A 12,354-nucleotide genomic window follows, 5' to 3' on the forward strand; every position below is an offset into this window, starting at 1 on the left:
CAAAGGTAGGGTTTCTTTATTGGCTCTACAAGTATTCATAGTTCTAATTCTTTTCTATAAAAAAAAGCGTTACCAATATGGTAACGCTTTTTACTAAATAGTTTCTCCTAATTCTTTTAGTTTAGAAGTATTTTCCGCAAGCATTAACTCGTCTATAATTTTTTGAATATCTCCATTTACAATATTTGATAAATCGTATAAGGTTAACCCTATTCTGTGATCAGTTACACGTCCTTGCGGATAGTTATACGTTCTAATTTTCGCGGAACGATCTCCTGAGGTTACCATCGATCCACGTTTTGCAGCGTCTTCCTCTTGCTTTTTAGCTAACTCTAAATCGTATAAACGAGAACGTAATACCTTAAATGCTTTTTCTTTGTTTTTATGCTGTGATTTTTGATCCTGACATTGCGCTACCAATCCTGTAGGGATGTGTGTTAAACGTACTGCTGAATAGGTAGTGTTTACCGATTGACCTCCTGGTCCTGACGAACAGAAATAATCAATACGCACATCTTTTGGGTTGATTTCTACATCAAACTCTTCTGCCTCTGGAAACACCATACATGTTGCTGCCGATGTATGTACACGTCCTTGGGTTTCGGTTTGCGGTACACGTTGTACACGATGTACACCAGCTTCAAACTTTAAAGTTCCGTATACATCTTCACCAGAAACTTCAAACTGAATTTCTTTAAATCCACCATTGGTTCCTTCAGAAAAATCTACCGTAGATACTTTCCATCCCTTGCTTTCACAGTACTTGGTGTACATTCTAAATAAATCACCAGCAAAAATACTTGCTTCATCTCCACCCGTACCTGCACGCAATTCTACTACCGCGTTTTTAGCATCTTCTGGGTCTTTTGGAATTAATAAAAACTTAATCTCCTCTTCCAATTCTGGAATACGAGTTTTTGCTTCATCCATTTCCATTTTAGCCATTTCTACCATTTCCGCATCCGATCCGTCAGCAATAATCTCCTTAGCTTCTTCTATATTATTTAATAAAGTTTCGTACTCGTTTGCCTTTTTTACAACCTTTCCTAAGTCTTTATACTCTTTATTTAATTGCACATAACGTTTTTGATCAGAGATAACATCTGGTTGGATGATTAAATCTGATACCTCATCATAACGTTGCTTAACTATCTGTAATTTATCTAGCATAGTATCTTTTCTTGGGGTGCGAATTTACGATTTTTTATCGAATTTTATTCATATCTTTAATTCATTAAGGCTTTTGTTATGCGAATTTTAATCTTATTTTTTACTTGTACACTACTTTTTTCTTGTCTACAAGAAAAGAAAATAAAAAAACCTACTTGGCTGTTTGGTAAATGGAAACGTATTTATAACGAAGCTGGTAAAAGAACTTACGAGTTTTGGGAAAATGATTTTTCTGGAATTGGTTTTTCCTTACAAAAAAACGATACTGTATTTAAAGAAGTCTTACACATCATTACTAAAAATGATTCTTTGTTTTTACAGGTTACAGGCGTGAATGAAACCTCGACATTATTTGCTTTTACACAACAAACTGATACTTCTTTTACTGCGGAAAACAAACTAAACGAATTCCCTAAAACAATACAATACTGGAAAGAAAACAATCTACTGAAAGCTAACGTTAGTAACGATGAGTTTTCAATTGATTTTGTGTTTGAAAAAATGAAATAAAAAAATCCTCAGAGAAATCTGAGGATTATACTTTTATTTTACAGTATTAGTATTCAAAAGTTCCGTATTGACTTTTGATTGTTAATTTCTTTTTATCAGAAGTTTCAACTCTACCAACAATCTGTGCATTTACGTTAAACGTTTTTGAAATAGTAATAATCTCTTCTGCTATTTCTGGAGATACATATAACTCCATTCTGTGTCCACAGTTAAACACTTGATACATTTCTTTCCAATCTGTTTTTGATTGCTCTTGTATCAATTTAAACAATGGTGGAATTGGAAACATATTATCTTTTACGATGTGTAAATTATCTACAAAATGTAAAATTTTTGTTTGAGCTCCTCCTGAACAGTGAATCATTCCGTGCACTTCTTCCGAAGAAAATTTCGATAAAATTTCCTTGATAATTGGCGCATAGGTTCTTGTTGGCGATAACACTAGTTTACCAGCGTCAATCGGAGAATTTTCTACTTCATCTGTTAATTTTGTATTTCCTGAATACACTAAATCTGACGGTACTGAAGCATCAAAACTTTCTGGATATTTTTCTGCTAAATAATTGTGGAACACATCGTGACGTGCAGAAGTTAATCCGTTACTTCCCATACCTCCGTTGTATTCTTTTTCATACGTTGCTTGTCCGAATGACTCTAAACCAACAATTACATCTCCTGCTTTAATATTTGCATTATCAATTACATCGGTACGCTTCATACGAGCGGTTACCGTAGAATCTACAATAATAGTACGTACTAAATCACCAACATCAGCAGTTTCACCTCCTGTTGAATGAATCGTAACTCCAAATTCCTTCAACTCATTAATTAACTCTTCTGTTCCATTAATAATTGCCGATAAAACTTCTCCTGGAATATTATTTTTGTTACGTCCAATAGTAGAAGATAACATAATGTTATCGGTAGCACCCACACACAATAAATCATCAATATTCATGATTAAAGCATCTTGAGCAATGCCTTTCCATACCGAAATATCTCCTGTTTCTTTCCAGTACATGTATGCTAAAGACGATTTTGTTCCTGCTCCATCTGCATGCATTATTAAACAGTAATCATCATCGTTTGTTAAATAATCTGGAACTATTTTACAGAAAGCTTTTGGAAATAATCCTTTATCAATATTTTTTATAGCATTGTGTACATCTTCTTTAGATGCCGATACTCCGCGTTGTGCGTAGCGTTTAGATACTTCGTTACTCATTTGTTGTGTTGTTGTTACCTGCAAATTTAGGTTTTATTACGCTTTTATCAAGAAAAAAGCGAACGTTTTTTATACGTTCGCTCTCTAAGTAATAGTTTGTTTTCTTTTATTCCCAATCTGGCATTGTCGCATTTTCAAACAATGCTGTTCTAGTTGTAGATCCTTCACTAAAAGGTACTTTATAAATTGTTTTTGTAGAAATACCATCATTGGATGTATTCACAAAGATAACTTCAGCCTCATTAGGTGATAAACGTGGGTCTAAATCATTTGTTCCATCTGCTTTTCCTTCTGATAAATCAGTAACTTCTGCCGTAGCAAATTCATATAAAAATAAATGACTGTTTAGTTGCCTATAATTACTTGATTCATATCCAGAAATATCTCTAGTATACAACAGCGAGCTTCCATCTATTGTAAAATTAATTCCCCCTGCGGCTCCTTGCATTCCTGTTAAAACAGTGTCAATTATATTTCCTGCCATATCAATCGTATAGATTTGTGCATTATAACCACTTGTGTTATTGGTTTTCAGTGCTATTTTAGACTCATCATTACTCCAGTCGCATTCAGTAATGTAACTACCATCTGTTGTTTGATAAATTTGTTGTAAACCACTTCCATCTTTATTTATCAAGTATAATTTATCGTAATTCGGATATATAATTCGATCTCCGTTTGAAGACCACGAGAAATCAACTTCGTTTAAATCAAATGCAACCACAGGAACATTAGATGTAACTTTTTTAACATCTGAACCATCTGTTTTCATTGTATAAATATGAGTTTCGTTATTGTCTGTTCGTAAGAAGGCAACCAAATTTGCCGCTGAGTTTTTTCTTGGTCTCCAAGAGTTTGTTGTTGGTAATGTTAACAATAATTCATTTACAGAGGCTTCATTGATAAAATCTCCAGAGTATATTACATTATTTCCTCCCTCTTGTCGTGTATAAAAATATCTGTTATTGGGTGTTGATGTAATTTTAAATGTACTCACTGTACTTAATACTTCGGCATTAATACCATCTGATGCTCCTATTTGCCAAAAATATTTTACTCCGAATTTTAAATCGGAAACTGTGTATAAAGTGTCTTTTACATTTTCAAAAGATATAACATCATTATTTAAGTCGTTTTTAATTTCTATCCTGTATGTTATTTCATCTTCATCAGGATCAATTGATTTAAAACTTAATTCTACTGTATTATTTAAATCTTCTATGCCATTAGCTGGAGCTCTAAGCTCTGGTGCTGTTGGTGGGTCATTTAATGCTGTTTCTATATCTAATTCAAATACTATATTAATTTCTGTCCCTGCATCTAAACCTACAGGTTGAAAACCTGTTAAATACCCCTCTTTAGTGGCACTTACCGAATATTCTTGTGCTGGTACATCTTCCATTAAGAAGTAACCATCTTCATCGGTAAAACTTGTGTTATTGGTAGGTGATAATGCAATTTTTGCATTTGTAATAGGTTCAAAACTTTTCTTTTTAACTACACGACCTTTAATTGTTCCGAACTCTACATAATCTACAGTATCTTCACTACAATTAAATAAGGTTACACAAATTAAGAGTATTGTTATTTTTATTATTTTTTTCATTATTTCTTTTCTTAAAAATAAACATTTATACCTGCTCCTACTCTCCAAATAAAATCATTTCTCTTTCCTCTAACTAGCTTATCTAAGTTGTCTGAACCTAAAAGATAATTTTCTCCATAAAGAGTTAATCCTATTTTATTTGTTACTAAATACTCTAACCCTAAACCATATTGAAATTTAAACATAGGATTGTCTAGGTTTTTCTCTAAAACTGAACCTACACCTATGTATGCATACGGTGTTAACCTATCGTAAGGCATCATATTGTATTCTAGAAAAATACTAGATGTTAAAAAAGTATTTTTAAAAGATTGTTCGTTTTCTAACTCAAACCTTCCTATGCTTCCTCCAAAACTAAATCGAGGGTTCTTAAAAAAATATCTGTATTTTAGGTCAAAACCAAATCTTGCTACGGGTTTTGAATAATCTCCTGAAATTATTGAAGCTCCTCCCATTACACTCATTGAATTTTTTGCTCTTCTTGTTTCCTGCTTTCTATTAAAAAGTAATGTATTGTCTGCTTCATTTTTTTCTTTTAAATACTCTTCTTTAAAGAGGTTAACAACCTTATCACCTCCTTGAGGAGTCCATAAACCATCTACAACACCTTCTATAATCAACTGTTCGACTGCTTTATCTATCGCTTCTTTTACAGCTAATTGCATAGGCTCATTTTTGGTTACTCCTGTTTCTACTTCTAACAATCTTCTTAAAGAAACATATCTATACAAGTTTGCTGAAATTCCTTGAGAGAGTATTGTTTTTGATACGTAAATATTTTTTAAAATTTGTCCATTTGATGTAGATACGGCTCTTAAATAAACGGTTATTCTATCTTGTCTATATTGATTAGATGCTCCTGCTCCAAAATATCGAACTCCTGAACCTCCTGTAATAATATTAGAATCATAAGAAACCACGCCTCCTTCTAAAATAATTCCAGCAAAAAGTAATGGTGGCATTTTTGTAGAATTAACTCCTTGATATTCTTGCCTTGTTGACCTTATTATTTGTCGTTCATTTAATAAATTAGCGATATTTTCTCTTTCTATTGGAGTAAACCATTTTGACTCTTCTAGTGATTTTAATAGAATTGATGTACCTCCTTGCGTTACCGCGGTACTAAATGTAGAACCGTTTTCAGTCGGCTTGTATTGTCCTGTTTGATCTCTAAATTTATAAACTCCTACGATTACTTTTTCGACAGGTAGAATATTCTTAATTAAATCGTTTTGTAAAGAGGTGTTTTCCCCTATTCTAGCATTCGTTGTTTGGAATGGCTGATTTAGGTATGCTCCACAACTAGAAAACAAGATAAAACTTAAAGAGAATAGTAATTTGAATAATAATTTTCTCATAAAATTTAAGTTATGGTTAGTCGTTTTGTTGTTAATTGTTTGGTATTATAATTTGTGTTTGTTCACCTGTTTGGGTATTTAAAATATTTACAGATAAACCTCCACTGGTAGGTGTTACTTCTACTACTAAAGATCCAAACACATAAGTTCCAACAGTTAACCCTTGATCTCCAAATTGTTCTTGAAATAAATCTTGAGATAATGAGTTTAGTAGTTGCCTGTTTAAACTATTAGTAAAGTTTTCTAAGTCTGATGGTTGTTGAAAAGGATCTTGTGTTTCTTCTTGAAAATCGTTTTGTGCATTTGCTGATGCCAAAATTTGCTGATACCCGAATGGATTATTTCCTCCAAAAAATGGATTAACTGGTTTATAAACTAGTTCTTGTGAAAAAGTAAATGAACTTATTAAAAATAAAACAATTGTTATAAGTTTGGTTGCTATTTTCATAACTTACTTTGTTTAAATTTTATAACTTAATAATGTATTTCTCTGTTTTGAGTAACTACTTAATCTTACCAAAGATGCTCTAACAGCTCGTTTAAGAAAATCTTCTCCTGGCATTGTCATGAACTCAAAAACCTTTTTATCATCAGCTTCAATAATTAAAACTGTAGTTCTTCTTAATCCTGGTTTCTCTTTTATTTTTATAATGAAAGGATACTTTAAGCCTGAAAGCAGGTATTCTTGGTAAAAAAAATCATAAAAGTCTTTCCCTATTTTTGTTATTGCTTCTTCAATAACCAATCCTTTTAACACAAAATTAGATTCGTCTATTTTTTCTTTTTTTATTATACCTACCTTTTTAGGTACTATTACTAAAGTATCTTTATCTATTAAAGTTTCCTTGTGCTTTATAAATAAATAAGCTCTTAGCTCTTCATCAGGGTTTAAGCTTAACCTTATTAATGATAGCTCTTTTTTTTCATTAGGTTTTAAAGAAAATTCTCCTGATTGTTTATTGTTAGAGTAGCTTCCATCTTTACTCTTTTTTAACACCAATAAGTTGTAATTAAACTCATCTTTAAACAATACTCCTTCATTTTCAGCTTGTGCTTTTACTGCTATAAAATTGTCTTTTTTAAGAATAAGAATTTTGGCTTTTACCTCGTTTATTTCTTGAGCATAACTTGTTGTTATACAAAGTAAAAACAGAGTAATATATTTTATTTTTCTTTTAAAGAAATTAAACCTTAGCATCATTTTAATAGTTCCTAACTATAATTGTTTTATAATTAGATTTTTGAATGATTTTTACATTTTCCATTAAAGAGTTTGTTCCGTACACCTGTAATGAATTTGCATTCCCCTGTTGAAGAATATTCATTTTTGTAGGAGAAGCATTGTAATAATCTATAAAGCTATAATAGTTGTTTTTTCCCTTTTGCCCCACTAACTGTACATCTCTAACTCCACTTTTTAATTCTGCTACATTATTTATTCCTACTTGATTTATTGTTAGGTAATTTTGATTAGCTGCTGAATAGGTAAAATCTTGTGAATTATTTAATGAATTAATATTTTTCTCTAGTATTACAAAAGAAACATCATTTCCTATTTGAGGTACAGATACAAAATATGTAGATGTTTTTTGCTGTGACATAATAGTCAGATTAAAAGTAACCAGCATTATAAATAATATTGTTTTCATATCTTTCATTACCTTCATTTTAATAAGTTAAGAGAAGAGAGAAGAGTTTCTCCCTTCTCTTAAAGTTTTATTAATAAATAAATTATAGTCCTGTTTGTTCAACACAAGCCTTATTCATATAACCTGCTTGACCGATAAAGCTAGCATTACCTGAACCTTGTGCGTCTTGAATAACAGACGCATGATTTTCTACACCAAACTGACTAATTAAACTTAAGTTAATACCAACATCAGCGTTTTGATCAACACAAGCTTCATTCCCCGAACCTGTCTGTCCAATACCAGAAATATTTATCCCCCCTGTTGATGTTTGCGTAGTAGAAGCCATATTTCCGTTTCCAAATTGAGCTATTCCATCTATATTAAAACTACCTCTTTGTACTTGTTTAGCCTTATTATAGTTACCGACTTGTAAAATACCTGCTACACTACCTGGTGCACCATTAGTTCCTGTACTTTGATCTTGGTGAGCTAAATTTCTTCTACCAGATTGTGCTACAATAGCTACATTATTATCATAACGTTGTTTTTGAATAGAAGTATTTTGACGTCCTGTTTGGTAAGCATATGCTCTGTTATTTTCTGCCCAACCTACACCTACATCTTGTTGTGCGTAGTTTTTATATCCTACTTGATTTACAAAACCAGAATTGTAATCTCCATGTTGTTTAATGTCGGTTTCGTTCTTTCTTCCTCTTTGGTATACAGTCGCTTCGTTTCCTAAACCTCCAGAAAATCCTTGGTTTTGACCATCTTGATCGATATTTGATAAGTTACCTACTCCAGTTTGAACTACACTTGCATCATTCATGTGTCCTGTTTGATCTACGTAACTCGTGTTTATTGCTGCTCCTCTATCTCCATAAGAAGGACCTACTTGTGCTACTGAACATCCTAAACAGTTAGCTTTTGGTGTTGGTAATGGGTTTGCGAACTGTGCGAAAACGGTTCCTGAAGCTAAAAAAATAGCTGCTAATAAAAAATTTTTCATAATAGATAATTTTAAAATACGTTAATTGATTTTTAGCATACTCTATGTATGATATAAGCATACAAATACTAATAATGCTTATTATGGGAGAATGCTAAGTAAATAAGGGTAAGATAAAATTATGGGGTAAAATGTAAGATTAGTTTGGTAACTGTAATTACATCCATCAGTTTAAAATAAAACTGTAAGAATCTATATATAGACTGTTTGTTTAAACATAGCTAATATACAATTTTTTTTAGCTTCAAAAACCAATCAAGATTTCTATACTTAAAAAAATAAAATAAGAAAAAGCCAAAAACACGCTATAAACGTAGTCTTTGGCTTTGTTTTTTTCATTTTCATTTTTATTAAAAAAAGGGGTTTTCCCCCTTTTTTAATAAATGTTTTTTCTCATTCAAAATAGGTTATTTTATCTAGTAAATAAAAGCTCCCTGTACTTAGTTAAAGGCCATAAATTATCATCTACCATTAATTCTAATTTATCACAGTGATAACGAATTTCGTCAAAATAAGGTTTCACTTTGTTACAATAAGCATCTGCATTTTTTTGTCCTTCTAGTTTATTTGCCTTTTTACGTTCTTCAATCATATCTTCTACTTTAGAGTTAATTTCAGCGATATGATTAGATATTTTCTGAATTAAATCGATTTGTTCGTTAGCGTATTTCTCAAAATTATTTCCAAAAATCTCTTTCAGTCCTCTTACATTTTCTATCAACGTATTTTGGTATTGAATAGCAATAGGTATAATATGGTTTCTTGCAATATCACCTAGCACTCTACTTTCTATTTGTATTTTCTTTGAATATTCTTCTAACTCGATTTCATGACGAGCTTCTACCTCAACCTTATTCATCACTTTCATTTCTTCAAAAAGAGAAATTGCTTTTTCAGAAACTTTTGCTTTTAATGCTTCTGGAGTTGTTTTGTTATTCGACAACCCTCTTTTCTTAGCCTCCTTTTCCCATGCTTCTCCATAACCATCTCCTTCAAATCGAATATTCTTTGATGCTTTAATATATTCTCTCAATACATTAAATATGGCTTCATCTTTTTTAAGTTTTTTGGTATCAATTAACTTATCAACTTCTTCTTTAAATTCATTCAGTTGTCTTGCTATAATTGTATTCAATACAGTCATAGGCCCTGCGCAGTTAGACCATGAACCTACTGCACGTAGCTCAAATTTATTTCCTGTAAAAGCAAAAGGTGAAGTTCTGTTTCTATCTGTGTTATCTAATAAAATTTCAGGAATTTTCCCTACAATGTTTAATTTTAAATCTGTTTTTTCTTCAGGTGATAGTTTTCCTTTCGTTACATTTTCTAGCTCATCTAATACCGATGATAATTGTGAACCTATAAAAACTGATATAATTGCTGGTGGTGCTTCATTAGCTCCTAAACGATGATCGTTACTAGCACTTGCTATCGACGCTCTAATTAATTCTTCGTAATCGTGAACTGCTTTGATGGTATTTACAAAAAAGGTTAAGAATTGTAAGTTTTTCATCGGGGTTTTCCCTGGACTCAGTAAATTAACTCCTGTATTGGTAGATAAACTCCAGTTATTATGTTTTCCTGAACCATTAATCCCTGCAAATGGCTTTTCATGGAATAACACTTTGAATTTATGACGTTGCGACACTTTCTCCATCACATCCATTAATAATGAATTGTGATCTACTGCTAAGTTTGCTTCTTCAAAAATTGGCGCTAACTCAAACTGATTTGGTGCTACTTCATTATGTCGTGTTTTAACAGGCACTCCTAAGAGCATACATTCATTTTCCAAATCACGCATAAAGTTCAATACTCTAGTAGGTATTGATCCAAAATAATGATCGTCTAACTGTTGTCCTTTTGCTGGTGCATGTCCTAACAATGCTCTTCCTGTCATCATTATATCAGGACGTGCTGCTGCTAATGCTGTATCAATTAAAAAGTATTCTTGTTCCCAACCTAAGGTTGCGTTTACTTTTGTTACATTTTTGTCAAAATATTTACAAACTGCTGTCGCCGCAGTATCAACCGCTTGTAATGCTCTTAATAAGGGTGCTTTATTATCTAACGCTTCACCTGTATATGCCACAAAAACAGTTGGAATACATAAGGTCGTACCATAAATAAACGCTGGTGATGTTGGATCCCATGCCGTATAACCACGTGCTTCAAAAGTATTTCTAATTCCTCCGTTAGGAAAACTTGATGCATCTGGCTCTTGTTGTACTAACTGACCTCCATCAAACTTCTCCATTGCTCCTCCTCCGTCAACAGTTTCAAAAAACGCATCGTGCTTTTCTGCTGTAGATCCCGTTAAAGGCTGAAACCAGTGTGTATAATGCGTTGCTCCTTTAGATAATGCCCAATCTTTCATGCTTACCGCAATCTGATCAGCGGTTTTCCTATCAATCTTAGTCCCAAATTCAATAGCATCCATTACACTTTGATATGCCTCTTTGGTCATATATTGACGCATTGCTTGCTCATTAAATACGTTTTTACCAAACAATTCTGAACGACGTTCGTTTTCTTCTACTACAACAGTTTTTCTATGTAAAACCTCTTGTAATGCACTGAATCTTAAAGTTGACATATAATAAAATATTAAATTAGATACTCAAAAATACAAACTTTAAGCAAAACACCCCTAAAAAAACAGGGGTTAAATTAATTTAAAGTTAATTTTAAACAAAAATACCCTTAAAAATTTTGCCTTTAAACAAAAAATACTCAATTTTGCTTCGTAATTAACTCAAAACAACACAAAAACAAAAATCATGAGTAAATCAAAATTAGAATACATTTGGTTAGATGGTCATGAGCCAACTCAAAACATGCGTAGTAAAACTAAAGTTGAAGAAAACTTTAGCGGTAAATTAGAAGACTGTTCTATGTGGTCTTTTGACGGAAGTTCTACTGAGCAAGCATCTGGTGGTGCTTCTGATTGTTTATTAAAGCCTGTTGCTATTTATCCTGACCCGACTAGAAAAAATGGATTCTTAGTAATGTCTGAAGTTTTAAATGCTGATGGAACTCCACATGCCTCAAATGCACGTGCTAAGATTGATGATGATAATAATGACTTTTGGTTTGGTTTTGAGCAAGAGTATTTTTTAATGGATACTAAAACTGATTTACCTTTAGGATTCCCTCGTGGCGGATTCCCTGGACCTCAAGGGAAATACTACTGTTCTGTAGGAGGAAGATACACTTGGGGAAGAGATTTTGTTGAAGAACATGCCGATTTATGTATTGAAGCAGGTTTAAACTTTGAAGGGATTAACCAAGAAGTTGCTCCAGGACAATGGGAATTCCAATTATTTGCTAAAGGAGCAAAAAAAGCTGGTGATGAAATTTGGGTTGCCCGTTACTTATTAGACCGTTTAACTGAAAAATATGGTTACTACATTGAATACCATCCAAAACCAGTAAAAGGAGATTGGAATGGTTCTGGTATGCATGCAAACTTTTCTAATACTACATTAAGAACTTGTGGTTCTCAAGAAACTTACGAGAAAATTTGTGAAGCTTTTAGACCTGTTACAGAAGAACATATTGATGTATATGGAGCAAATAATGACGAGCGTTTAACTGGTTTACATGAAACTGCTCACGTATCTGATTTCAGTTATGGAGTTTCAGATAGAGGTGCTTCAATCCGAATTCCTATCATTACTGTAGAAAAAGGATGGAAAGGTTGGTTAGAAGACAGAAGACCTGCTTCAAACGCTGATCCATACAAAGTAGCTGGAAGAATTATAGAAACCGTAAAAGGTGCCAACATATAATTAACAAACACAACAACACAACTAAAAAAGCCGCAAAATTGCGGCTTTTTTTAT

11 protein-coding genes are annotated in these 12,354 nt (G+C 32.4%); 2 read left to right on the forward strand and 9 right to left on the reverse strand.

The features are described 5' to 3' along the window. Nucleotides 1-93: 93 nt before the first annotated feature. Nucleotides 94-1,170 (reverse strand): peptide chain release factor 1, encoded by a 1,077-nt coding sequence (gene prfA, locus NH341_RS06310; RefSeq protein WP_047788405.1) that lies wholly within the window; start codon nt 1,168-1,170, stop codon nt 94-96. A gap of 78 nt (nt 1,171-1,248) precedes the next feature. Here prfA and NH341_RS06315 point away from each other — a divergent pair, with 78 nt between their 5' ends. Further along, complete coding sequence (locus NH341_RS06315) at nt 1,249-1,680, forward strand: hypothetical protein (protein ID WP_053056640.1); 432 nt, start codon at nt 1,249-1,251, stop codon at nt 1,678-1,680. Nucleotides 1,681-1,726: 46 nt separating this feature from the next. Here NH341_RS06315 and NH341_RS06320 read toward each other — a convergent pair whose 3' ends face one another. The 8 genes from NH341_RS06320 to NH341_RS06355 form a co-directional block, all read right to left on the reverse strand. After that, on the reverse strand, nt 1,727-2,905 hold the full coding sequence (locus NH341_RS06320; RefSeq protein WP_159489962.1) for an AIR synthase related protein: 1,179 nt from the start codon (nt 2,903-2,905) through the stop codon (nt 1,727-1,729). Between the two features lie 106 nt (nt 2,906-3,011). Continuing rightward, nucleotides 3,012-4,511 (reverse strand): carboxypeptidase regulatory-like domain-containing protein, encoded by a 1,500-nt coding sequence (locus NH341_RS06325; protein ID WP_253056061.1) that lies wholly within the window; start codon nt 4,509-4,511, stop codon nt 3,012-3,014. Nucleotides 4,512-4,522: 11 nt separating this feature from the next. Next, complete coding sequence (locus NH341_RS06330; RefSeq protein WP_253056064.1) at nt 4,523-5,869, reverse strand: CsgG/HfaB family protein; 1,347 nt, start codon at nt 5,867-5,869, stop codon at nt 4,523-4,525. A 31-nt stretch (nt 5,870-5,900) separates the two neighbouring features. Beyond that, the gene (locus tag NH341_RS06335; protein ID WP_047788409.1) at nt 5,901-6,317 is read right to left on the reverse strand and encodes a curli assembly protein CsgF; all 417 of its coding nucleotides are present in this window, start codon (nt 6,315-6,317) and stop codon (nt 5,901-5,903) included. Nucleotides 6,318-6,329: 12 nt separating this feature from the next. Further along, nucleotides 6,330-7,070 carry a curli production assembly/transport protein CsgE gene (locus NH341_RS06340; protein ID WP_253056066.1) on the reverse strand — a complete coding sequence of 247 codons (741 nt, stop codon included), beginning with the start codon at nt 7,068-7,070 and terminating at the stop codon, nt 6,330-6,332. Between the two features lies 1 nt (nt 7,071). Further along, the gene (locus tag NH341_RS06345) at nt 7,072-7,470 is read right to left on the reverse strand and encodes a hypothetical protein (RefSeq protein ID WP_047788411.1); all 399 of its coding nucleotides are present in this window, start codon (nt 7,468-7,470) and stop codon (nt 7,072-7,074) included. Between the two features lie 130 nt (nt 7,471-7,600). Beyond that, a complete protein-coding gene (locus NH341_RS06350) occupies nt 7,601-8,509 on the reverse strand; it encodes a hypothetical protein (protein WP_253056068.1) in 909 nt (302 codons plus the stop codon). Nucleotides 8,510-8,921: 412 nt separating this feature from the next. After that, nucleotides 8,922-11,105, reverse strand: coding sequence for a glutamine synthetase III (locus tag NH341_RS06355; RefSeq protein ID WP_073181554.1), 2,184 nt, complete (start codon nt 11,103-11,105; stop codon nt 8,922-8,924). Nucleotides 11,106-11,289: 184 nt separating this feature from the next. Between NH341_RS06355 and NH341_RS06360 the strand changes: the two genes are divergently transcribed. Beyond that, nucleotides 11,290-12,300 (forward strand): glutamine synthetase beta-grasp domain-containing protein, encoded by a 1,011-nt coding sequence (locus tag NH341_RS06360; protein WP_073181556.1) that lies wholly within the window; start codon nt 11,290-11,292, stop codon nt 12,298-12,300. The last annotated feature ends 54 nt before the right edge of the window (nt 12,301-12,354 follow it).

The sequence above is a fragment of the Tenacibaculum sp. XPcli2-G genome, from assembly GCF_024124505.1.
In the GTDB taxonomy this organism is placed as follows: Bacteria; Bacteroidota; Bacteroidia; order Flavobacteriales; family Flavobacteriaceae; genus Polaribacter; species Polaribacter mesophilus.

Coding starts and splice junctions, on each gene's coding strand:
- NH341_RS06330 (WP_253056064.1), bottom strand. CDS start 5,869: ATGAGAAAATTATTATTCAAATTACTATTCTCTTTAAGTTTTATCTTG.
- NH341_RS06350 (WP_253056068.1), bottom strand. CDS start 8,509: ATGAAAAATTTTTTATTAGCAGCTATTTTTTTAGCTTCAGGAACCGTT.
- NH341_RS06315 (WP_053056640.1), top strand. CDS start 1,249: ATGCGAATTTTAATCTTATTTTTTACTTGTACACTACTTTTTTCTTGT.
- NH341_RS06320 (WP_159489962.1), bottom strand. CDS start 2,905: ATGAGTAACGAAGTATCTAAACGCTACGCACAACGCGGAGTATCGGCA.
- prfA (WP_047788405.1), bottom strand. CDS start 1,170: ATGCTAGATAAATTACAGATAGTTAAGCAACGTTATGATGAGGTATCA.
- NH341_RS06325 (WP_253056061.1), bottom strand. CDS start 4,511: ATGAAAAAAATAATAAAAATAACAATACTCTTAATTTGTGTAACCTTA.
- NH341_RS06340 (WP_253056066.1), bottom strand. CDS start 7,070: ATGATGCTAAGGTTTAATTTCTTTAAAAGAAAAATAAAATATATTACT.
- NH341_RS06360 (WP_073181556.1), top strand. CDS start 11,290: ATGAGTAAATCAAAATTAGAATACATTTGGTTAGATGGTCATGAGCCA.
- NH341_RS06335 (WP_047788409.1), bottom strand. CDS start 6,317: ATGAAAATAGCAACCAAACTTATAACAATTGTTTTATTTTTAATAAGT.
- NH341_RS06345 (WP_047788411.1), bottom strand. CDS start 7,470: ATGTCACAGCAAAAAACATCTACATATTTTGTATCTGTACCTCAAATA.
- NH341_RS06355 (WP_073181554.1), bottom strand. CDS start 11,105: ATGTCAACTTTAAGATTCAGTGCATTACAAGAGGTTTTACATAGAAAA.